Here is a 21,441-nt window from a genome sequence, read left to right on the forward strand (position 1 = left end):
CTATTCATGTTTAACTTGAACGTTCATTCAAGTTAAACCATTGGTTTGCTGCCCGCTCACAACAGGAGGCTTGCCTTTGCCGAGTCCGTTTGCGCACGTCATGATTTCGCTTTGCGAGGTGCTCCATCGATGAGTACTTCGTCCCTCCCATCCAGCGGCCTGGTCCGCATGAATCCGCCGGTGTTTTATTTCGCCGCGACCTTCATCCTGCTGTTCGGCCTGGTCGTCATTGCCGTGCCGGAGCAGGCCGGCGCCTGGTTGCTGGCCGCGCAGAACTGGGCGGCCAATACGGTCGGCTGGTATTACATGCTGGCGATGACCCTGTATCTGGTCTTCGTGGTGGTCACCGCCTTGTCCGGCTACGGCAAGATCAAGCTCGGTGCCGACCACGACGAGCCCGAGTTCAGCTACCTGTCCTGGGCCGGCATGTTGTTTGCCGCCGGGATCAGCATCACCTTGTTTTTCTTCTGCGTTTCCGAGCCCCTGACCCATCTGGTCCAGCCGCCCCAGGGCGAAGCCGGCACCGCCGATGCGGCGCGCCAGGCGATGCAGATCCTGTTCCTGCACTGGGGTTTGCACGGCTGGGGTGTGTTCGCTTTTGTTGGCATGGCCCTGGCGTACTTCGCCTACCGGCATAACCTGCCGCTGGCCTTGCGGTCGGCGTTGTACCCGCTGATCGGCAAGCGCATCAACGGGCCGATCGGTTATGCGGTGGACGGTTTCGGCATCATCGCGACCGTGTTCGGCCTTGGCGCGGATATGGGCTTTGGCGTGCTGCACCTCAATTCCGGTCTGGATTACCTCTTCGGCATTGCTCACACCCAGTGGATCCAGGTCGGGCTGATCGTGCTGATGATGGGCGCGGCAATCATTGTCGCCGTGGCTGGCGTCGACAAGGGCGTGCGCGTCATGTCCGATATCAACATGCTGCTGGCGTGCGCGCTGTTGCTGTTTGTGCTGTTCGCCGGACCGACCCAGCATCTGCTCAATACGCTTATCCAGAATCTCGGCGATTACCTCGGCGCCCTGTCGATGAAGAGTTTCGACCTGTATGCCTACAACGAGCCCAGCGACTGGCTGGGCGGTTGGACAGTGTTCTATTGGGCATGGTGGATCGCGTGGTCACCGTTCGTGGGGCTGTTTATCGCACGGATATCCCGTGGCCGGACGATCCGTGAATTCGTGTTCGGCGTGCTGCTGATCCCCTTGGGTTTCACCCTGGCGTGGATGTCGATTTTCGGTAACAGCGCCATCGATCAGGTCCTGAACCATGGCATGAGCGCCCTGGGCATGTCGGCCCTGGACAACCCGTCGATGAGCCTTTACCTGCTGCTGGAAACCTACCCGTGGAGCAAGACGGTAATTGCGGTCACGGTGTTCATCAGCTTCGTGTTTTTTGTCACGTCCGCTGACTCCGGCACCGTGGTGCTGTCGACATTGTCGGCCAAGGGCGGCAGCCCCGATGAGGACGGGCCGAAATGGCTGCGGGTGTTCTGGGGCGCGATGACTGCCCTGGTGACCAGTGCCTTGCTGTTCTCCGGCAGCATCGATGCCTTGAAGTCGGCCGTGGTGCTGACGTCCTTGCCGTTCTCGCTGATTCTGCTGCTGATGATGTGGGGCCTGCACAAGGCGTTCTACCTGGAGTCGCAGAAGCAGATCGCGCAGTTGCATTCCCTCGCGCCGGTGTCGGGCTCCCGGCGGGGCACTGGCGGTTGGCGTCAGCGCTTGAGCCAGGCGGTGCATTTTCCTTCCCGCGACGAGGTGTATCGCTTCCTCGATACCACGGTGCGCCCGGCCATCGAGGAGGTGAAGGCGGTATTCGCCGAAAAGGGCCTGACAGTGGTGACCCAGCCAGACCCGGCCAACGACAGCGTCAGCCTGGAAATCGGCCACGGCGAACAGCATCCGTTCATCTACCAGGTGCAGATGCGGGGTTACTTCACGCCGTCCTTCGCCCGGGGTGGCATGGGCTCCAAACAGATCAACAATCGTCGCTACTACCGCGCCGAAGTACACCTGAGCGAGGGCAGCCAGGACTACGACCTGGTGGGGTATTCCAAGGAGCAGGTCATCAACGACATCCTCGACCAGTACGAGCGGCACATGCAGTTTCTGCATCTGGTGCGCTGAAAGGAAAGAGTCTGCACCGCTCCGACGTCTTCGCGAGCAGGCTCGCTCCCACAGGGACATGCGATACCCCGGTGGGAGCGAGCCTGCTCGCGAAGGCCGTTTGGATGGTGCCGCAGAGCATGCCTCAGACCAGCCCTCCGTTAGCCCGCAGAATCTGGCCGTTCACCCAACCAGCGGCCGGGCTTACCAGGAATGACACGATGCTGGCGATGTCTTCCGGCTGGCCGAGGCGTTCCAGGGGCGGCATCCTGGCATAGTGCTGGACCTGCTCTTCGCTTTTGCCCTGCATGAACAGCTCGGTGGCGACCGGCCCCGGGGCCACGGCGTTGACGGTGATCTGGCGACCGCGCAGTTCCTTGGCAAATACTTGGGTCAGGGATTCCACCGCGGCCTTGCTGGCGATGTACACCGAGTAGCCCGGCAGGTTCATGCCCACGGTACTGCTGGAAAAATTCACGATGCGGCCGCCATCGTTCAGCCGGGTCGCGGCCTCGCGCAAGGTGTTGAAGGTGCCACGGGTGTTGATGGCGAACGTGCGGTCGAATAGCTCGTCGCTGTGCTGCGCCAACGGCATGACCTGGAGGATGCCGGCGTTGTTGATCAACACATCGACCCTGCCCAGTTGCGCTTCGACTTCATCGAACATCCGGCTGACGTCGGCGGCAACCGACACGTCGGCCTTCACCGCTATGGCCGGGTGCCCGGCCTGACGCAACTGCACCGCCAGCTGCGAGGCCTCGGTGGCGCTGCTGGCGAAGTTGATGGCGACGGCAAACCCGTCGCTCGCCAATTGCCTGGCTATCTGCGCGCCGATCCCACGGGAGGCACCGGTGACGATGGCGACTTTGGCGTTTTGAGCAGTCATGGCAAGGATCTCCTTGAGATTTGTGATGGGTTGAAGCCAGATTCACATGTTTACGTGCAGCGATAAATGCAGGAGAGTTGCCTTGACTGTTCAACATTCCTCAACAATCAGGGCTGCAGATGGATCAGGTCAAGGCGATGAAGGTGTTTGTCCGTATCTACGAGCGCAGCAGCTTCACGCTGGCTGCCGAAGACCTGAACATGCCCCGGGCCACGCTGACCCACACGCTCAATCAATTCGAAGCCTGGCTGGGTGTCCGTCTGCTGGAGCGCAGCACACGCAGGGTGCGTCCGACTCTTGATGGCGAGGCCTACTACCCGCGTTGCGTGCAATTGCTGGCGGAACTCGAAGAAGCCGAGCTGGCGTTTCGCGGGGTCGCGCCCAAAGGCAAGTTGAGGGTGGACCTGCATGGAACCCAGGCGCGGTATTTCGTGATCCCCGCGTTGCCCCAATTCATGGCCCGTTACCCGGATATTGAATTGTTCATCAGTGAAGCGGACCGCTTCGTCGACCTGATCGCCGAGGGCGTCGATTGCGTCGTGCGCTCCGGTACGTTGGCGGATTCGTCGTTGATCGGCCGGCGTGTCGCCAATCTTCGCCAGATCACCTGTGCCAGCCCCGCTTACCTGCGCCAATACGGTGAACCGAAAAGCCTGGAGGATCTCAAGCAGCACAAAGCGGTGAACTACGTCTCGCGCACCACCGCCAAGCTTTATCCATTCGAATTCATGGTCGACGGCGAGCTCAGGGAGGTTTCGATCGGGGGCACGTTGTCGGTGTCCGGGGCAGAAATCTATGCGGCGTCGGCGATCGCCGGCATGGGCCTGATCCAATGCCCGTATTACCGAATGGAGGAGCCGATCCGCCAAGGCCTGATCCGCGAAGTGCTCGCCGCGACACCTCCGCCGTCCATGCCGGTGTCGGTGGTTTATCCACACAACCGACACATGTCACCGCGGGTACGGGTGTTTGTGGATTGGGTGGCGGAGGTGTTTGCCCAGGCGCGCTAGCTGACCCCTATGTTATTAGCGTTTCCCTTGTGGGAGCGAGCCTGCTCGCGAAGGCGGCAATACATCCAATATCGCTGCCTACTGACCCACCGCTTTCGCGAGCAAGTCCGCTCCCACAGGGTTTTGCGAACTTTCGACCTGACCGGTGCGTCTGTGAAATGTTAGCTTCTGCCACCAGCCGTCCGAACAGAGAGCTTTTTCGATGACCTACACCGCTGCGCAAAACCGCTACGAATCCATCCCTTACCGCCGCGTCGGGCGCAGCGGGCTGGTACTGCCGGCCTTGTCACTCGGCTTGTGGCACAACTTCGGCGACAGCACGCCGATCGACACTCAGCGGGCCTTGTTGCGCACGGCATTCGACCTGGGTATCAACCACTTCGACCTGGCCAACAACTACGGCCCGCCCTACGGCAGCGCCGAAATCAATTTCGGCCGGTTGCTGCGGGAAGATTTCAAGCAATACCGTGATGAACTGATCATCTCCAGCAAGGCCGGCTGGGACATGTGGCCAGGCCCTTATGGCCAGGGCGGCGGTTCGCGCAAATACGTGCTGGCCAGCCTTGACCAGAGCCTTCAGCGCCTCGGTCTGGATTACGTGGACATCTTTTACTCCCACCGTTTCGATCCCGACACGCCACTGGAAGAAACCGCCAGCGCCCTGGCCACCGCCGTGCAGCAGGGCAAGGCCCTGTACATTGGCATTTCTTCCTATTCGGGCGTGAAGACCCGGGAAATGGCGGCGCTGCTTCAGGAATGGAAAGTGCCGCTGTTGATCCATCAGCCGGCCTACAACCTGCTCAACCGTTGGGTCGAGAAGGACTTGCTGGACGCCACCGAGGAACTGGGCACCGGCGTGATCGCCTTCACGCCGCTGGCGCAGGGCCTGCTGACCGACAAATACCTCAAGGGCATTCCCGCCGATGCGCGGGTCAATCGCCCGGGCGGCGGTTCGTTGCAGGCCTCGCATCTGTCAGATGAAAACATCGCCCACGTACGCGCCCTCAACGAGATCGCCCAGCGTCGCGGCCAGAGCCTGGCGCAAATGGCCCTGGCCTGGACATTGCGCGATCCCCGGGTCACCTCGGCCCTGATCGGCGCCAGCCGACCGGAGCAGATCGTCGAGAACGTCGGGGCGCTGCAAAATCTCGAGTTCAGCGCCGAAGAACTGGCCGAGATCGACCGGTTTGCCCAAGAGGGCGGGATCAACCTGTGGGAGAAACCTTCTACAGCTGAGTAATTCCAGCCGGTTTATCAGGTTGAACGCAGGACCCGTGGCGAGGGAGCTTGCTCCCGCTGGGTCGCGAAGCGGCCCCCAGTTCATGTTGCTTGCGCATGATGAACTGATCCGAGATTTTGGGACTGCTACGCAGCCCAGCGGGAGCAAGCTCCCTCGCCACGGGGATATGGGTCGTTTGGAAGATTCAGGCAGGGCTCACCTGAAAAACGGCACATCCCCCAACACCGTCGCCCGGTGCATCACCCGCCGGTTGGGACGGTAGTCGTCCACGGCGAAATGCTGGGTCACGCGGTTGTCCCAGAACGCCACGTCGTTGGCCTGCCAGCGCCAGCGAACGGTGAACTCCGGACGCGTCGCATGGGCAAACAGCAATTTCAGGATCGCCTCGCTTTCGGTTTCCGACAGCTCGTTGATGCGCGTAGTGAAGCCTTCGTTGACGAACAGTGCGCGGCGGCCGCTCACCGGATGAGTGCGAATCACCGGATGCGACAGCGGTGGATTCTTGCGCCGTGCTTCTTCCCAACGTAGCCGATCTTCCGCCGTGTTGCCAAAGCGTTCCAGCGGGAACGAACGGGTAAAGTCGTGGGTCGCCGTCAGGCCCTCCAACAGGCTTTTCAACGGTGCCGACAAGGCTTCGTAGGCCGCGATGCCGCTGGCCCATAACGTATCGCCGCCGAATGCCGGCAGCAGCTTGGCGCTGAGTACCGCGCCCATGGCCGGGGTCGGCAGGAAGGTCACGTCGGTGTGCCACACCGCGTTGTCGCGCACATCGGTGACGGCGGTGTCGAGCACCAGCACTTCGGGCTGCTCCGGCACGTTGGGGTAGATCGGGTGAATGTGCAGGTCGCCAAAGTACGCGGCGAAACGGGCCTGTTGTGCGGGTTCGATCGGCTGGTCGCGGAAGAACAGCACCTGATATTCGAGCAGTGCCTGCTCGATGGTGTCACGGTCTTCCGGGGCCAGTGGCTGGCTGATATCGATCCCGCTGATCTGCGCGCCGAGGGCAACGCTCAGAGGGGTAACGGTCGGACGGCTCATCGTCGTTCTCTCGGATCGGCGCCGAATGGTCGGCGTGGTCAATAAAGGTTCAGTGGGCCTGGCCGTGCCACGGCACCAGTTTGCGTTGCAGGGCGCGCAGGCCCATTTCCATGGCAAAGGCGATCAGCGCAATCACCAGGATCCCCAGCACCACGACATCGGTGACCAGGAACTGCGCTGCCGACTGCACCATGAACCCCAGGCCGCTGGTGGCCGCGATCAGTTCGGCGGCGACCAGCGTCGACCAGCCCACGCCCAGGCCGATGCGAATACCGGTGAGGATGTCGGGCAGGGCGCTGGGTACGATCACATGGCGAATCAGTTGCGCCCGCGTGGCCCCCAGCGATTGGGCCGCGCGCAGTTTGGCCGGGTCGACGGTGCGCACGCCGGTTGCAGTGGCGATGGCGATCGGGGCGAAAATCGCCAGGTAGATCAGCAGGACTTTCGACAGCTCACCGATGCCGCACCAGATCACGATCAGCGGCAGGTAAGCCAGGGGTGGAATCGGCCGGTAGAACTCGATCAGCGGATCGAGTACGCCGCGGGCAATACGGTTGGCACCGATGGCGATGCCCACCGGCACCGCCGTCAGCACCGCGAACAGCAGGCCCAGGCCAATCCGCCCGAGGCTTGCGCCGAGGTGCTGCCAGAGCGTGGAGTCCATGTAGCCGCTGGTAGCCAGCAGCCAACCTTTTTGCAGCACGGCGGAGGGCGGCGGCAGGAAGAGCGGTTCGATCAGGCCGCTGGCGGTAACGGCCCACCAGAGCAACAGCAGCACCACCAGCGTCACGCCGCTGATCCATCGCGTGCTCAGGGTACGGCGCGCGAGGACTGGAGGGCGGGCGGCCACGGCGTCGCTGGCCACGGCTGGAACTTCATAGCTGCTCATGCGCGCTCCTGTTGCCGAGTAGCGCTGCGTTGGGAGAACACTTTCGCCAGCACATGCTCGCGGGTTTCGATGAAGCGCGGGTCGGACTTGATCGACCGCGCCGATTCCCCCGCGCCGTAGCGGCGCCCGAAATCCAGGCTGAGGCGCTCGACGATTTGCCCCGGATCGGGGGCCAGCAGGATCAGGTCGGTGGCAAGGAATACCGCTTCTTCAATGTCATGGGTAATCAGGAACACCGGCTTGGCGGTACGTTGCCAGACTTGCAGCAGCAGTTCCTGCATCTGTTCACGGGTGAACGCGTCCAGGGCGCCGAAAGGTTCGTCCATCAGCAATACCCGTGGATCGGCCGCCAGCGCGCGTGCCAGCCCGACGCGTTGCTTCTGGCCGCCCGACAGCTGCCAGACACGGCGCTTTTCGAAACCGGCCAGGTCCACCAGGGCGAGCATTTCCCGAGCGCGAGCCTCGCGCTTCTCCCTGGCAACACCCGCCAGCTCCAGGCCGAATCCGACGTTCGCCAACACGTCTTGCCAGGGCAACAGCGCATCGTCCTGGAACACTACGCCGCGCTCGGCACCCGGGCCCCTGACGGGAATGCCGTCCAGGGTGATCTGTCCGGCGCTGGGTTCCACAAACCCGGCAATCAGGTTGAGCAGCGAAGTCTTGCCACTGCCGGAGGGGCCGAGGGCAACCAGCAACTGCTGCGGGCCCAGGGTCAACGAAATATCCGCCAGTACCGGTTTCGTTGCGCCGGGGTACTGTGCGCTGATGCGCTCCAGCTGTAGCAAGGCCATCTCGACGTCTCCTGTCTTGATCAGCGGGTAATGTATTTGGCGCTGACGTATGGCGCGTAGTCCGGCAGCACGGCTTCAACCTTGCCTTGCTCCTTGAGGAACGCGGCGGTGTTGGTGATGGCCTGGGTGGTCGGAGCACCGAGGCTCACCACCTGGTCGGCGGCCAACGGGAATACGTTGCCTTGCAACAGCAATGGAATGTCGCTGGCCTTGGCGCCGGAGAGTTTCACCAGCTTGTCGATGTTCGATGCGTCGGCCAGCCAGGCTTGCGGGTCCTTGCGGTACTGGGCGTAGGCGTCCAGGGTGACCTTGGCAAAAGCCGTGACGATCTCCGGATGCTTCTGGGCAAAATCCTTGCGCACGATCCAGGCGTCGAAGGTTGGCGCGCCGAACTGGGCCAGTTCAGCGGAGGTGATCAGCACCTTGCCGTTTTCCTTGGCCACGCCCAGGGCCGGGTCCCAGACGTAGGTGGCGTCGATATCGCCGCGCTTCCAGGCGGCGATGATGGCCGGTGGCGCGAGGTTGAGCACCGTGACTTTCGACGGGTCGATGTTCCAGTGCTTCAGCGCGGCGAGCAGGCTGTAATGACCAGTGGAAACAAACGGAACGGCGATTTTCTTGCCGATCAGGTCCTGCGGGGTCTTGATGCCGGAGCCATCACGGGCGACCAAGGCTTCGGCGGCGCCGATCTGGGTGGCGATGAGGAAGGTTTCCACCGGAACCTTGCGGGTGATGGCGGCGGTCAGCGGGCTGGAACCCAGGTAGCCGATCTGCACGTCGCCCGAGGCGATGGCGGCGATGATGTCGGCGCCGTTGTCGAATTTTCGCCAGTTGATCTTGGCCTGGGTGGCTTTCTCATAAGCGCCATCGGCCTGGGCGACTTTGGCCGGGTCGACGGTGGTCTGATAGGCCACGGTCAGGTCGGCCGCCTGGGCGAAAAGACTCGCCGCGGCCAGGGAAGCGGCCGCGAGAAGGCGAAGGGAGAAACGCAAAGACATGGGGAAGCTCCTCAACAGGCCGCCGGAGAGTCGGCGTTGGAGGAGACTAAATGATCTAAGAATGAGTAAATAAATAACTTTTTCGAATGAGCTTATCTGCGAAAAAGTCTATCAGGAAGGTACGAAACCCCTGTGGCGAGGGAGCTTGCTCCCGCTGGACTGCGCAGCAGGCCCATCTTTACGGCTGCTGCGCAGCCGAGCGGGAGCAAGCTCCCTCGCCACGAAAAGCGTTCTCGCACCCAGGGATTCAGTTACTGATCGCCAGAATGCTCGCCTGATACGAACCCACGAACACGTCGAAGTCCCCCACCTCGTTCTGCTCCAGCTCGGTTTGCTGGACCAAGGACTGGCGAGCGGTTTCTTCGAACGCGACTTGCTCTTCGGTCGACAACGGTTCGGCGCGGAAGAACTCGGCGTGGGCCTTGCTCTGGCGCAGGGAGAACTGGGCGAAGCTTTCCTGGTGCTCGGCCATGGCGGCCAAGACCTTGGCGGATGGCGTCAACGACGGGTCGCGGACTTTTGCCTGTTGCGCGTCGAGAGCCTGGCGATGGGCATCACCGCCTTGGCTCTGGTCAAGCAGGGCGGCCAGCGGAGCAATCTTTTCCAGCAACTCCATGGCCCAGGTTTGCATGTCCACCGATTGACCCTGGCGCTGCAATTGCAGGCCAGGCTTGCGGCCTTCCTTGACCACGGTCAGGAAGTTGCTCGTGGCGTTGCTGCACTCATTGTTTTCCAGTTGCGGGCTGTCGTTGAGGCCGCAGTACAGCAGGAACGCATCGAGGAAGCGCGACTCGGTCAGGTCGATGCCCATCGGCAGGAACGGGTTGATGTCCAGGCAGCGCACTTCGACGTACTGGATCCCTCGGGCCATCAGCGCCTGGATCGGCCGCTCGCCGGTGTAGGTCACGCGCTTGGGGCGGATGTTGGAGTAGTACTCGTTTTCGATCTGCAGGATGTTGGTGTTGAGCTGCACCCATTCGCCGTTCTGGTGAGTACCGACGTCGACATAAGGCGCATAGGGCGTTGCCACGGCTTTGCGCAGGCTGTCGGTGTAGCTAGCCAGGTCGTTATAGCAAGGTGTCAGGCCGGCTTGGGCGTTGCTCTGGTAACCCAGGTCGCTCATGCGCAGACTGGTGGCGTAGGGCAGGTACAAGGTGTCCGGGTCCAGTTGCTCCAACCGGTGCGGACGACCACGCAGGAAACCTGCGTCCAGGGCCGGCGAGGCGCCGAACAGGTACATCAGCAACCAGCTGTAGCGGCGGAAATTACGGATCAGCGCGATGTAGGCCGAGGACTGGAAGTCGCGGTCGCTCACGTCGCTGGCTTCGTCCTGGCGCAGCAGGGGCCAGAGCTTTTCCGGGAGGGAGAAATTGTAGTGGATCCCGGCGATGCATTGCATGGTCTTGCCGTAGCGCAGGGCCAGGCCCTGGCGGTAGACATACTTGAGTCGACCGATATTCGAGGTGCCGTAGTAGGCGATCGGAATGTCTTCCTCGGCCGGCAGCGGACACGGCATCGAAGGGCTCCACAGGTACTCGTCGCCGAGCTTGCTGTAGACAAACCGGTGGATCCTGTCGAGGCTGTGCAGGGTGTCGGCCGGGTTGGCCAGGGCCGGGGTGATGAACTCAAGCAGCGACTCGGAATAGTCAGTAGTGATCTGTTCGTTGGTCAGCGCCGAGCCCAGGGATTCGGGATGCGGGGTCTGCGCCAGGCGCCCGTCGCCCGTGACGCGCAGGCATTCACGTTCGATACCGTGCAGGCACTGCTCGAGCAGGGAGAGGTTGGCGCGCTCGCCGAGCAGGGCCAGGCGGCGGTTTAAAAGGTCGCTCAAGTTGAATTCCTTCACGCGTCAGTCGCCCCAATATGGGGGTGGGCAAGACGGTCTACAAGGGTGAAGTTGAAACTGGCGTTTTCGCCTGGTTTTTGTGCTGCCAAAGACAGATCGTCGCAGCCCCCTGTGGGAGCGAGCCTGCTCGCGATGGCGGTATGTCCGTCAATTTTATATTGACTGGTCCATCGCTATCGCGAGCAGGCTCGCTCCCACAATAGAGGTCGGCACGGCATTCATGGCGTCGAAATTACCCTAAATCGATGACAGCGAGCTATAGGACAGCGAACGTGCCTTGCGCTTTTGCGACCAGCTTGTCGCCCTGCATCACCTCGGCCTCGACCACCAGCGTGCGCCGGCCCGGGTGGATGACCCGGGCGGTGCACAGCACTTCGCCGTCGGACACGGCGCGAATGTAGTTGATCTTGCACTCGATGGTTGCGCTCTGCTGGTCGAAGCCATGGACGCTGGAGCAGGCCAGCCCCATGGCAATGTCCACCAGGCTGAACAGCGCCCCGCCGTGCAGCTTGCCACCGCGGTTGCGCAATGGCGGCTCAAGGCTCAGGGCGACTTGCGCCACCCCGTCCCCGAGGCTCTGCAGACGGCAGCCGAGCAGCTTGAAAAACGCGCTCTCCACCAACCCGGCCGGCGCCTCCATCAGCGTTTCTTCAGTTGCTTGGCATTGGCGAACAGCGAGGCCATGGCGTTATTCGCCGGGGCCGCGGTGGCAGTTTCCTTCCGCGGCGCGGTGTTCTGCGACTGGCGTGGCGCGGCGCCTGGACGGGCACCGCGGGCGCCGTCGATTTTCTCGCCCGGCGTGTCGCTCATGCGCATCGACAGGCCCACGCGTTTACGCGGGATGTCGACTTCCATGACCTTCACTTTCACCACGTCACCGGCCTTCACGGCTTCGCGCGGGTCCTTGATGAATTTCTCCGACAAGGCCGAAATATGCACCAGGCCGTCCTGGTGCACGCCGATGTCGACGAACGCGCCGAAGTTGGTGACGTTGGTCACCACGCCTTCGAGGATCATGCCCGGTTGCAGGTCCTTGAGGTCTTCGACGCCTTCCTGGAATTCAGCGGTCTTGAACTCTGGACGTGGGTCGCGGCCCGGTTTCTCCAGCTCTTGGAGGATGTCGGTCACGGTGGGCAGGCCGAAGGTTTCGTCAGTGAATTTCTTCGGGTCCAGGCGCTTGAGAAACGCCGCGTCGCCGATCAGCGAGCGAATGTCGCGGTCGGTCTGGGCGGCGATGCGTTGCACCAGTGGATAGGCTTCCGGGTGAACTGCCGAGGAGTCGAGCGGGTTGTCACCATTCATGACGCGCAGGAAGCCGGCGGCCTGTTCGAAGGTTTTTTCGCCCAGGCGCGGGACTTTTTTCAATGCGGCGCGGGTCTTGAACGCGCCGTGTTCGTCGCGGTGGGTGACGATGTTCTGCGCCAGCGTGGCGTTCAGGCCGGAGATGCGCGCCAGCAATGCTACCGAAGCGGTGTTCACGTCCACGCCCACGGCGTTCACGCAGTCCTCCACCACGGCGTCCAGGCCACGGGCCAGCTTCAATTGCGATACGTCATGCTGGTACTGGCCGACACCGATGGATTTCGGGTCGATCTTCACCAGTTCCGCCAGTGGGTCCTGCAGGCGACGGGCGATGGACACCGCGCCACGGATCGACACGTCCAGGTCCGGGAATTCCTTCGAGGCCAGTTCCGACGCCGAATAAACCGAAGCGCCGGCCTCGGAGACCATGACCTTGGTCATTTTCATGGCCGGGTATTTCTTGATCAGCTCGGCGGCCAACTTGTCGGTCTCACGGCTGGCGGTGCCGTTGCCGATGGCGATCAGGTCCACCGAGTGCTTGGCGCACAGGGCGGCAAGGATAGCGATGGTCTGGTCCCACTTGTTATGCGGCACATGCGGGTAGACCGTGGCGTGGTCCAGCAGCTTGCCGGTGGAGTCGACCACGGCCACCTTGCAGCCAGTGCGCAGGCCCGGGTCCAGGCCCAGCGTGGCACGCGGCCCGGCCGGTGCGGCCAGCAGCAGGTCGTGCAGGTTGTGGGCGAACACGTTGATCGCCTCGGTCTCGGCGTTGTCGCGCAGTTCGCCCAGCAGGTCGGTTTCCAGGTGGGTGTAGAGCTTGACCTTCCAGGTCCAGCGCACCACTTCGGCCAGCCACTTGTCGGCGGCGCGGTTCTGGTTCTGGATGCCGAACTGCTGGCCGATCATGCCTTCGCACGGGTGCATGGTGCCGGGCAATTCTTCGCCGACTTTCAGCGATGAACTGAGGATGCCTTCGTTGCGACCGCGGAAAATCGCCAGCGCCCGGTGCGACGGCACGCTCTTGAGGGGCTCGTCGTGTTCGAAGTAATCGCGGAACTTGGCGCCTTCCTCTTCTTTGCCGGCGATCACGCGAGCACTCAGGATCGCCTCCTGCTTGAGGTAGTTGCGCAGTTTTTCCAGCAGGTTCGCGTCTTCGGCGAAGCGCTCCATGAGGATGTACTTGGCGCCTTCCAGCGCAGCCTTGATGTCCGCCACGCCTTTTTCGGCATCGACGAAACGCGCGGCTTCGGCTTCCGGCGCCAACGTGGGGTCGTTGAACAAGCCGTCGGCCAGTTCGCCGAGGCCGGCTTCCAGGGCAATCTGGCCCTTGGTGCGGCGTTTCTGCTTGTAGGGCAGGTACAAGTCTTCCAGGCGGGTCTTGGTATCGGCCAGCTTGATGTCGCGTTCCAGTTGCGGGGTCAGCTTGCCCTGCTCCTGGATGCTCGCCAGGATGCTGATGCGCCGTTCGTCGAGTTCTCGCAGGTAGCGCAGGCGCTCTTCCAGATGACGCAGCTGGGTGTCATCGAGGCTGCCGGTCACTTCCTTCCGGTAACGGGCGATGAAAGGCACCGTGGAGCCTTCATCGAGTAGCGCGACGGCCGCTTCGACCTGTTGCGGGCGTACGCCGAGTTCCTCGGCGATGCGGCTGTTGATGCTGTCCATAAAACCACCTGACAAATTGTGAAATCAGGCCCGCCGCCACAGTAACAGGGCGCGGCGAGGCTGGTTGAGCGGCCTGGCTTGCGTCGCTGCCGGGGGCAGGGGACGACCAGTGACCCGCTGAATTCAAAAAGTGCTGCCTGGCCAGGGAGAACGGTGCGCCGGTATAACGATCCGGCATCCCCTGGCGCAAAAGGCCGCGCATTATAACCAGCGTTCCGCTGTTCCGGGGGGTGTCGTGACCTGCGGGATGGATGGGTGAGCTACTGAAGATAGAGGAAAAATCTGCTAACAATGCACTCGGTGCGTATAACGGCAGCTAAGCCATAATGCGCGCCAAGATCAAAGGAGCTTCCTATGAGCAGCACCGCACAAACTGCTGAAGGCGAAAAAATTCTGATTGTTGACGACGATCCGGGGCTGAGCAGCCTGCTGGAGCGCTTTTTCGTCAGCAAGGGCTATCGCGCCCGCACCGTACCGAACACCGAGCAAATGGACCGGCTGCTGGCCCGTGAGGTTTTCAATCTGGTGGTCCTCGACCTGATGTTGCCTGGCGAGGACGGGTTGACCGCTTGCCGTCGTCTGCGGGGCGCGAACAACCAGATCCCGATCATCATGCTCACTGCCAAGGGCGACGAGCTGAGCCGTATCAAGGGGCTGGAACTGGGCGCCGACGATTACCTGGCCAAGCCGTTCAACCCGGACGAGCTGATGGCCCGGGTCAAGGCTGTCCTGCGTCGCCAGTCGGCGCCGGTGCCGGGTGCACCGGGCAGCGAAGACGAGAGCGTGACCTTCGGCGACTATGAACTGTCGCTGGCCACTCGCGAGCTCAAGCGCGGCGATGAGATCCACATGCTCACCACTGGCGAGTTCGCCGTGCTCAAGGCCCTGGTGATGAACGCCCGCCAGCCGCTGACCCGGGACAAGCTGATGAACCTGGCCCGTGGCCGCGAATGGGATGCGCTGGAGCGCTCCATCGACGTGCAGATTTCCCGTTTGCGCCGGATGATCGAACCCGATCCTTCCAAGCCGCGTTATATCCAGACGGTCTGGGGCGTTGGCTACGTGTTCGTGCCGGATGGCGCTGCCGGCAAGTGATCGGCGATTTGTAGGAGCGCGCGGCCTGGCGGGTGAAAATCTTTCCAGGCGACTCGCGGTCCGTCATTGTGCGAGCATCGCTCGCTCCTGCAAGTATGTAGCGGTTACTCATGAAGACCCCCGTCTGGTTCCCCCAGAGCTTTTTCTCCCGCACCCTCTGGCTGGTGCTGATCGTCGTGCTGTTTTCCAAGGCGCTGACGCTGGTTTACCTGCTGATGAACGAAGACGTGCTGGTGGACCGCCAATACAGTCACGGCGTTGCCTTGACCCTGCGCGCCTATTGGGCAGCGGACGAAACCAATCGAGTCAAAATCGCCGAGGCGGCGACTTTGATCCGGGTGGTCGGCGCCGGTGTGCCTGAAGGTGAGCAGCATTGGCCATACAGCGAGATCTACCAGCGGCAGATGCAGGCCGAACTGGGCGCCGATACCGAAGTGCGGCTGCGCATGCATTCGCCGCCCGCCTTGTGGGTGCGTGCGCCGAGCCTTGGTGATGGGTGGCTGAAGGTTCCGCTGTACCCCCATCCGCTGCGCGGCCAGAAAATCTGGAACGTGCTGGGCTGGTTCCTGGCGATCGGCCTGTTGTCGACGGCTTCGGCGTGGATTTTCGTCAGCCAGCTCAACCAGCCACTCAAGCGCCTGGTCTATGCAGCCCGGCAACTGGGCCAGGGCCGCAGCGTGCGGTTGCCCGTCAGCGATACGCCCAGCGAGATGACCGAGGTGTACCGCGCCTTCAACCAGATGGCCGAGGATGTCGAGCAGGCCGGACGCGAACGTGAGCTGATGCTCGCCGGCGTCTCCCATGACCTGCGCACGCCGCTGACGCGGTTGCGGCTGTCGCTGGAATTGATGGGCGAGCACACCGACCTGACCGACGAAATGGTCCGCGATATCGAAGACATGGACGCGATTCTCGATCAGTTCCTGGCGTTCATTCGCGACGGTCGTGACGAATCGGTAGAGGAGGTGGACCTCAGCGAGCTGGTACGGGAGGTGGCTGCGCCCTACAACCAGAACGAAGAGAAGGTCCACTTGCGCCTGGAGCCCATCCAGCCGTTTCCGCTACGCCGCGTGTCGATGAAGCGCCTGTTGAACAACCTGATCGGTAACGCCCTCAACCATGCCGGCACGGGCGTTGAAGTCGCCGCCTATGTTTCCGGCGACACCAGCGCGCCTTATGTCGTCCTGAGCGTCATGGACCGCGGCGCCGGCATCGACCCAGCGGAGCTGGAAGCCATTTTCAACCCGTTCACCCGCGGTGATCGGGCTCGGGGAGGGAAGGGTACCGGGCTGGGCCTGGCCATCGTCAAGCGCATCGCCTCGATGCATGGCGGCAACGTCGAACTGCGCAATCGAGCTGGCGGCGGATTGGAGGCCCGGGTGCGGTTGCCGTTGGGCTTGATGCTGCCGCGGGATGCGGTGTAGCGATTTTCCTCAGGTAAAACTCAGGACTTGTGGGAGCGAGCCTGCTCGCGATTGCGGTCAGTCAGCAAAGTTGACGCTGGCTGATACACCGCATCGCGAGCAAGCTCGCTCCCACAGGGCTTTGTGTTGATTCAACCCTTGCCCTTGGTCCGGGTCATGTTCGGCCCGCCATTTTTTTCCAGGTGTTCGATGATGATCCCCGCCACGTTCTTGCTGGTGGTGGTCTCGATTCCTTCCAGGCCTGGCGAAGAATTGACTTCCATCACCAGCGGTCCGTGATTGGAGCGCAGGATATCCACGCCGGCCACCGCCAATCCCATGACCTTGGCCGCGCGCAGGGCTGTCATGCGTTCTTCCGGGGTGATCTTGATCAGGCTCGCGCTGCCGCCGCGATGCAGGTTGGAGCGAAACTCACCGGGTTTGGCCTGGCGTTTCATCGAGGCGATCACTTTATCGCCGACCACGAAGCAACGAATGTCCGCGCCACCGGCTTCCTTGATGTATTCCTGGACCATGATGTTCTGCTTGAGGCCCATGAACGCCTCGATCACCGATTCCGCCGCGGTTGCGGTCTCGCACAGCACGACACCGATCCCCTGGGTGCCCTCGAGCACCTTGATCACCAGCGGCGCGCCGTTGACCATCGCGATCAGGTCGGGAATGTCATCGGGAGAGTGGGCGAACCCGGTTACCGGCAAGCCGATGCCGCGTCGGGAGAGCAATTGCAATGAGCGCAGCTTGTCTCGGGAGCGAGCGATAGCGACAGACTCATTGAGCGGGAACACCCCCATCATCTCGAACTGGCGCAGCACTGCGCAGCCATAAAAAGTCACCGATGCGCCGATACGCGGGATCACCGCATCAAACCCTTCCAGCGGTTTGCCGCGGTAGTGGATCTGCGGCTTGTGGCTGGCGATGTTCATGTAGGCGCGCAGGGTATCGATCACCACCATTTCATGGCCACGTTCCGTCCCTGCTTCAACCAGGCGACGAGTGGAATACAGGCGCGGATTGCGCGACAGCACAGCGATCTTCATGCAACACCTGTGGCAGAGGTAGTGGACACCGGAAATACCGGTTTGTCTTGAACGTATTTGATGCCTGGATTGACGACCAGCTGGCCGTCGATCAAGGCTTTGGAACCCAACAACAGGCGATACCGCATGGATTTACGACAGGCCAGGGTGAACTCCACCCGCCAGAACCGATCACCCAGCGCCAGCGTGGTGCTGATCACGTAGCGGACCTGGGCGTGGCCGTTGGAGCTCTTGATGGTTTTGCGCGCCACCAGCGGGGCTTCGCAGCGGCGGTGGCGCAGTTGCACCACCGTCCCCAGGTGTGCGGTGAAACGCACCCACTTCTCGCCGTCGCGCTCGAATGGCTCGATATCGGTGGCGTGCAGGCTGGAGGTGCTGGCGCCGGTGTCGATTTTTGCCCGCAGGCCTGCGACTCCCAGATCCGGGAGCGCCACCCATTCGCGCAGACCGACGACGGTCAGATGGTCAAAAGTCTTCAATAAAAACAACCTGAAATTGGCGCATCGGATAGCGGGCTCCGCAATCGCGGTATTCACGCAGAATAATCACAAAATGGCGACAGTTATCTACGTACTTGTTTACAGGTGTAACCGATACCGGCGCATGCCAATGCAAGCGAGCGGTTCGGCGGGCATTCTATCCGTCGGAGCGGATTCGTGCGCCCGACAAAAACGGTAGTACAGTTCTGGCTATTGGTTGAAAAGAGGAATTGCAGTGACACAAAAAAGCGAAGAGGACGACAAGGTCCGTCTCGATAAATGGTTGTGGGCAGCGCGATTCTTTAAGACCCGTGCCCTGGCCAAGGCCGCCATCGAAAGCGGCAAGGTTCACCATCGCGGTGAACGTTGCAAGCCTGGCAAAGAGCCACGTATCGGCGACGAATACGTCATTCGCGCCGGGTTCGATGAAAAAACCGTGGTGGTCGAAGCCCTGTCGATTGTGCGGCGCGGCGCGCCAGAAGCGCAGACACTCTATCGCGAGACCGACGCCAGCATCGCCAAGCGCGAAGCTGCGGCCGCACAACGCAAGGCCGGGGCCCTGGGCGTCAGCACCGATGGCAAGCCGAGCAAGAAGCAGCGTCGCGACCTGTTCAGGTTTCATGGCAGCAATAGCGAATAAAACATCGGCACATCTAGCCCGTGGCGAGGGAGCTTGCTCCCGCTGGGCTGCCCAGCGGCCCCAAAATCTTGCGGTCGCTACGCAACCGAGCGGGAGCAAGCTCCCTCGCCACAACAGCGCTGCACGTGCAGATAGATGCTCAGTCTTCCCACCAGGCAAAGTCATGCCTTGCTTGGAACCCACCCTGAATGCCCATAAAATGCCTGTCATCATTTGTCATCACCGCAGATACCAGACCCTATGACTGATTTACCGGATACCGACTACACCCAGCGTTTCATCTTCGACGACAACGACGTCCGTGGCGAGATGGTGGCGTTGGAGCGTAGCTATGCCGAAGTCCTTGCCAAGCACCCCTATCCGGAGCCGGTCGCGCAACTGCTAGGCGAACTGATGGCGGCGGCGGCATTGCTAGTGGGCACCTTGAAGTTCGATGGCTTGCTGATTCTCCAGGCGCGCTCCGACGGTCCGGTCCCCTTGCTGATGATCGAATGCTCCAGCGAGCGTGAGATTCGTGGCCTGGCCCGGTACCACGCCGAGCAGATCGGCGCCGACGCGACGCTCGCCGACATGATGCCCAACGGCGTGCTGGCCCTGACGGTCGATCCAAGTCATGGCAAGCGTTATCAGGGCGTTGTCGATCTCGACGGCGCGACGCTGGCCGAATGCTTCACCAATTACTTCGTCATGTCCCAGCAGACCAACACCCGCTTCTGGCTGTACGCCGACGGGCGGCGCGCCCGTGGCCTGCTGTTGCAACAATTGCCCGCCGATCGCATTCGCGATTCGGAAGAGCGTGACGCCAGCTGGCAGCACGTTACCGCTCTGGCCAGCACCTTGAGCGCCGACGAGTTGCTGGGCCTGGACAACGAAACCATTCTGCATCGTCTCTACCACGAAGAGCAGGTGCGCCTGTTCGAGGGTCAGCCGTTGCGCTTCCGATGCAGTTGCTCCCGTGAACGATCCGGCAATGCGCTGGTCAGTCTGGGTCTGGAAGATGCGCAGCAACTGGTGATCGAGCATGGCGGCGCCATCGAGATCGATTGCCAGTTTTGCAATGAGCGCTACCTGTTCGACGCGGCGGACATCGCACAATTGTTCGCCGGTGCGGGTGTCGACACACCGTCAGATACTCGTCACTAAAACGGTTCAGCGCAGGTAAATCTCCTGGCAAACGCCGGATTTACGCCGTACTGACGGGAGGGCCCTACTCTTTTTGGGCTTTTCTGGCATAATCCGGCCCACTTTTTTCGGGTAGTAGTGCGCGACTTCCTACTACAAAACGTTTGGAGCACTCGGCCACGGGCCGACGGGGAATCTCATGACGCAAGCCAATAACGCCGTGTATACCGATCTGAGTGTCGATGATCTGGTCAAAGAAGCCCTGAATCGCGGTGAAGGCGAGCTTGCCGATACTGGCGCGCTGGTTGTTCGTACCGGTCATCGTACCGGTCGCTCGCCAGTCGACCGTTTCATCGTGGAAGAGCCGACTACCCAGGACGCCATCGCCTGGGGCCCGATCAATCGCAAGTTCCCGGCCGACAAGTTCGATGCCCTGTGGAACCGCGTCGAGGCCTACCTGGGTGAGCGCGAGCGTTTTGTTTCCCACGTGCATGTAGGTTCCGATCCTGCGCACTACCTGCCGGTCAAGATGACCACCGAGACGGCCTGGCACAACCTGTTCGGTCGTTGCCTGTTCATCAATCCCGAGCAGTACAACGCCGGCGGCAAGGACGAGTGGCAGATCCTCAATGCGCCGAACTTCGTCTGCGAGCCTGAGCGCGACGGCACCAATTCCGACGGCACCGTAATCATCAACTTTGCTGCCAAGAAAGTGCTGATCGCTGGCATGCGCTACGCCGGCGAAATGAAAAAAGCCCTGTTCTCCGTGCAGAACTTCCTGCTCCCAGCGGTCGACGTGCTGCCGATGCACTGCGCCGCCAACATGGGCGAAGAAGGCGACGTGACCTTGTTCTTCGGTCTGTCGGGCACTGGCAAGACCACCCTGTCCGCCGACGAAAGCCGTTACCTGATCGGTGACGACGAGCACGGCTGGGGCGTGGGTGTGGTCTTCAACATCGAAGGCGGTTGCTATGCCAAGTGCATCGACCTGTCCGAGAAGAACGAGCCGGTCATCTGGAAAGCCATCCAGCACGGCGCCGTCCTGGAAAACGTGGTCCTGGACCCGGTCACCAAGAAAGCCGACTACGCCGACGACAGCCTGACCCAGAACAGCCGCGCCGCCTATCCGCGCGAGCTGATCGAAAAACGCGCGCCGAAAAACCTCGGTGGCGAGCCAAACGCCGTGATCTTCCTGACCTGCGACCTGACCGGCGTGCTGCCACCGGTGTCGATCCTCAGCGAAGAACAAGCCGCCTACCACTTCCTGTCCGGCTACACCGCACTGGTGGGTTCGACCGAAATGGGCTCGGGCAGCGGCATCAAGTCGACCTTCTCCACCTGCTTCGGCGCGCCGTTCTTCCCGCGCCCGGCCGGTGAATATGCAGAGCTGCTGATCAAGCGTATCCGTGGTTTCGGCTCCAAGGTCTACCTGGTCAACACCGGCTGGACTGGCGGCGGCTACGGCGTCGGCAAACGCTTCAACATCCCGACCACCCGTGCGGTGATCGCGGCGATCCAGAGCGGCGCGTTGATCGGTGCTGAAACCGAACACCTGGATATCATCAACCTGGACGTGCCGCTGGCTGTCCCAGGCGTTGAAACCGGCCTGCTGAACCCGCGCAACACCTGGGCCGACAAGGCTGCCTACGACGAAGCCGCCAAGGCACTGGCCGGTCTGTTCATCGAGAACTTCAAGAAGTTCGACGTGAGCGACGCGATCAAGGCGGCGGGTCCGCAGCTGTAAGGCTTGGTGATTGAATGAAAAAGCCGCCTTTGAGGGCGGCTTTTTTGTGGGTCACTATCGGTTCGAAAGTCGAAATGCGGGCGCCATATGCTCTTGCTCTCGCCTCGATAGTCCTAACGCTCCCGCCAG

General features: G+C 62.0%; 18 protein-coding genes. 8 read left to right on the forward strand and 10 right to left on the reverse strand.

All coding sequences use genetic code 11. The features are described from left to right. Window positions 1–168: 168 nt before the first annotated feature. Window positions 169–2,130, forward strand: coding sequence for a choline transporter BetT (betT, locus tag J3P97_RS01190; RefSeq protein WP_434674495.1), 1,962 nt, complete (start codon window positions 169–171; stop codon window positions 2,128–2,130). A gap of 124 nt (window positions 2,131–2,254) precedes the next feature. Here betT and J3P97_RS01195 read toward each other — a convergent pair whose 3' ends face one another. Next, window positions 2,255–2,995: an SDR family oxidoreductase gene (locus J3P97_RS01195; RefSeq protein ID WP_434602495.1), complete on the reverse strand. Its 741-nt coding sequence runs from the start codon at window positions 2,993–2,995 to the stop codon at window positions 2,255–2,257. A 119-nt stretch (window positions 2,996–3,114) separates the two neighbouring features. Between J3P97_RS01195 and J3P97_RS01200 the strand changes: the two genes are divergently transcribed. Beyond that, window positions 3,115–4,005 carry a LysR family transcriptional regulator gene (locus J3P97_RS01200; protein ID WP_434602496.1) on the forward strand — a complete coding sequence of 297 codons (891 nt, stop codon included), beginning with the start codon at window positions 3,115–3,117 and terminating at the stop codon, window positions 4,003–4,005. Window positions 4,006–4,207: 202 nt separating this feature from the next. Continuing rightward, window positions 4,208–5,245: an L-glyceraldehyde 3-phosphate reductase gene (gene mgrA / locus J3P97_RS01205; RefSeq protein WP_434602497.1), complete on the forward strand. Its 1,038-nt coding sequence runs from the start codon at window positions 4,208–4,210 to the stop codon at window positions 5,243–5,245. 195 nt (window positions 5,246–5,440) lie between these two features. Here the strand turns inward: mgrA and tauD are convergent, their stop codons facing one another. The 7 genes from tauD to J3P97_RS01240 form a co-directional block, all read right to left on the reverse strand. Then, window positions 5,441–6,283, reverse strand: a complete 843-nt coding sequence (tauD, locus tag J3P97_RS01210; protein WP_434673291.1) for a taurine dioxygenase — start codon at window positions 6,281–6,283, stop codon at window positions 5,441–5,443. Between the two features lie 49 nt (window positions 6,284–6,332). Next, window positions 6,333–7,172, reverse strand: coding sequence for a taurine ABC transporter permease TauC (gene tauC / locus J3P97_RS01215; protein WP_434673292.1), 840 nt, complete (start codon window positions 7,170–7,172; stop codon window positions 6,333–6,335). Then, window positions 7,169–7,963: a taurine ABC transporter ATP-binding subunit gene (gene tauB / locus J3P97_RS01220; protein WP_434570356.1), complete on the reverse strand. Its 795-nt coding sequence runs from the start codon at window positions 7,961–7,963 to the stop codon at window positions 7,169–7,171. Before tauB ends, tauC begins: the two co-directional genes overlap by 4 nt. 20 nt (window positions 7,964–7,983) lie before the next feature. Then, a complete protein-coding gene (gene tauA, locus J3P97_RS01225; RefSeq protein WP_434673293.1) occupies window positions 7,984–8,961 on the reverse strand; it encodes a taurine ABC transporter substrate-binding protein in 978 nt (325 codons plus the stop codon). 247 nt (window positions 8,962–9,208) lie between these two features. Then, window positions 9,209–10,792 carry a glutamate--cysteine ligase gene (gene gshA, locus J3P97_RS01230; RefSeq protein ID WP_434673294.1) on the reverse strand — a complete coding sequence of 528 codons (1,584 nt, stop codon included), beginning with the start codon at window positions 10,790–10,792 and terminating at the stop codon, window positions 9,209–9,211. A 271-nt stretch (window positions 10,793–11,063) separates the two neighbouring features. Then, window positions 11,064–11,447 carry a PaaI family thioesterase gene (locus J3P97_RS01235; protein WP_305497532.1) on the reverse strand — a complete coding sequence of 128 codons (384 nt, stop codon included), beginning with the start codon at window positions 11,445–11,447 and terminating at the stop codon, window positions 11,064–11,066. Continuing rightward, the gene (locus J3P97_RS01240) at window positions 11,447–13,771 is read right to left on the reverse strand and encodes a Tex family protein (RefSeq protein WP_434570350.1); all 2,325 of its coding nucleotides are present in this window, start codon (window positions 13,769–13,771) and stop codon (window positions 11,447–11,449) included. Before J3P97_RS01240 ends, J3P97_RS01235 begins: the two co-directional genes overlap by 1 nt. 354 nt (window positions 13,772–14,125) lie before the next feature. Here J3P97_RS01240 and ompR point away from each other — a divergent pair, with 354 nt between their 5' ends. Then, window positions 14,126–14,866, forward strand: coding sequence for an osmolarity response regulator transcription factor OmpR (ompR, locus tag J3P97_RS01245; RefSeq protein ID WP_039592639.1), 741 nt, complete (start codon window positions 14,126–14,128; stop codon window positions 14,864–14,866). Window positions 14,867–14,976: 110 nt separating this feature from the next. Continuing rightward, on the forward strand, window positions 14,977–16,290 hold the full coding sequence (locus tag J3P97_RS01250) for an ATP-binding protein (RefSeq protein ID WP_434570347.1): 1,314 nt from the start codon (window positions 14,977–14,979) through the stop codon (window positions 16,288–16,290). Window positions 16,291–16,421: 131 nt separating this feature from the next. Here J3P97_RS01250 and rimK read toward each other — a convergent pair whose 3' ends face one another. Beyond that, window positions 16,422–17,327, reverse strand: a complete 906-nt coding sequence (gene rimK, locus J3P97_RS01255; protein ID WP_003196697.1) for a 30S ribosomal protein S6--L-glutamate ligase — start codon at window positions 17,325–17,327, stop codon at window positions 16,422–16,424. After that, window positions 17,324–17,746 (reverse strand): ATP-dependent zinc protease family protein, encoded by a 423-nt coding sequence (locus J3P97_RS01260; RefSeq protein WP_305501394.1) that lies wholly within the window; start codon window positions 17,744–17,746, stop codon window positions 17,324–17,326. Before J3P97_RS01260 ends, rimK begins: the two co-directional genes overlap by 4 nt. A 295-nt stretch (window positions 17,747–18,041) precedes the next feature. On the opposite strand from J3P97_RS01260, the gene J3P97_RS01265 reads away from it, so the two are divergent. From J3P97_RS01265 to J3P97_RS01275, 3 genes are all read left to right on the forward strand, one after another. Beyond that, on the forward strand, window positions 18,042–18,446 hold the full coding sequence (locus tag J3P97_RS01265; protein WP_434673295.1) for an RNA-binding S4 domain-containing protein: 405 nt from the start codon (window positions 18,042–18,044) through the stop codon (window positions 18,444–18,446). A gap of 240 nt (window positions 18,447–18,686) precedes the next feature. Beyond that, complete coding sequence (hslO, locus tag J3P97_RS01270; RefSeq protein WP_434673296.1) at window positions 18,687–19,589, forward strand: Hsp33 family molecular chaperone HslO; 903 nt, start codon at window positions 18,687–18,689, stop codon at window positions 19,587–19,589. 178 nt (window positions 19,590–19,767) lie between these two features. Next, window positions 19,768–21,312, forward strand: coding sequence for a phosphoenolpyruvate carboxykinase (locus J3P97_RS01275; RefSeq protein WP_092253286.1), 1,545 nt, complete (start codon window positions 19,768–19,770; stop codon window positions 21,310–21,312). Window positions 21,313–21,441 lie beyond the last annotated feature (129 nt).

The organism is Pseudomonas sp. R1-15 (genome assembly GCF_051132085.1).
GTDB lineage: Bacteria > Pseudomonadota > Gammaproteobacteria > Pseudomonadales > Pseudomonadaceae > Aquipseudomonas.

What these genes read in the sequence shown, in the direction of transcription:
- J3P97_RS01195 (WP_434602495.1), bottom strand. Translation starts at nt 2,995, where the DNA reads ATGACTGCTCAAAACGCCAAAGTCGCCATCGTCACCGGTGCCTCCCGT.
- betT (WP_434674495.1), top strand. Translation starts at nt 169, where the DNA reads ATGAATCCGCCGGTGTTTTATTTCGCCGCGACCTTCATCCTGCTGTTC.
- rimK (WP_003196697.1), bottom strand. Translation starts at nt 17,327, where the DNA reads ATGAAGATCGCTGTGCTGTCGCGCAATCCGCGCCTGTATTCCACTCGT.
- ompR (WP_039592639.1), top strand. Translation starts at nt 14,126, where the DNA reads ATGAGCAGCACCGCACAAACTGCTGAAGGCGAAAAAATTCTGATTGTT.
- J3P97_RS01235 (WP_305497532.1), bottom strand. Translation starts at nt 11,447, where the DNA reads ATGGAGGCGCCGGCCGGGTTGGTGGAGAGCGCGTTTTTCAAGCTGCTC.
- J3P97_RS01200 (WP_434602496.1), top strand. Translation starts at nt 3,115, where the DNA reads ATGGATCAGGTCAAGGCGATGAAGGTGTTTGTCCGTATCTACGAGCGC.
- J3P97_RS01250 (WP_434570347.1), top strand. Translation starts at nt 14,977, where the DNA reads ATGAAGACCCCCGTCTGGTTCCCCCAGAGCTTTTTCTCCCGCACCCTC.
- tauA (WP_434673293.1), bottom strand. Translation starts at nt 8,961, where the DNA reads ATGTCTTTGCGTTTCTCCCTTCGCCTTCTCGCGGCCGCTTCCCTGGCC.
- J3P97_RS01275 (WP_092253286.1), top strand. Translation starts at nt 19,768, where the DNA reads ATGACGCAAGCCAATAACGCCGTGTATACCGATCTGAGTGTCGATGAT.
- J3P97_RS01240 (WP_434570350.1), bottom strand. Translation starts at nt 13,771, where the DNA reads ATGGACAGCATCAACAGCCGCATCGCCGAGGAACTCGGCGTACGCCCG.
- hslO (WP_434673296.1), top strand. Translation starts at nt 18,687, where the DNA reads ATGACTGATTTACCGGATACCGACTACACCCAGCGTTTCATCTTCGAC.
- tauD (WP_434673291.1), bottom strand. Translation starts at nt 6,283, where the DNA reads ATGAGCCGTCCGACCGTTACCCCTCTGAGCGTTGCCCTCGGCGCGCAG.
- tauB (WP_434570356.1), bottom strand. Translation starts at nt 7,963, where the DNA reads ATGGCCTTGCTACAGCTGGAGCGCATCAGCGCACAGTACCCCGGCGCA.
- tauC (WP_434673292.1), bottom strand. Translation starts at nt 7,172, where the DNA reads ATGAGCAGCTATGAAGTTCCAGCCGTGGCCAGCGACGCCGTGGCCGCC.
- mgrA (WP_434602497.1), top strand. Translation starts at nt 4,208, where the DNA reads ATGACCTACACCGCTGCGCAAAACCGCTACGAATCCATCCCTTACCGC.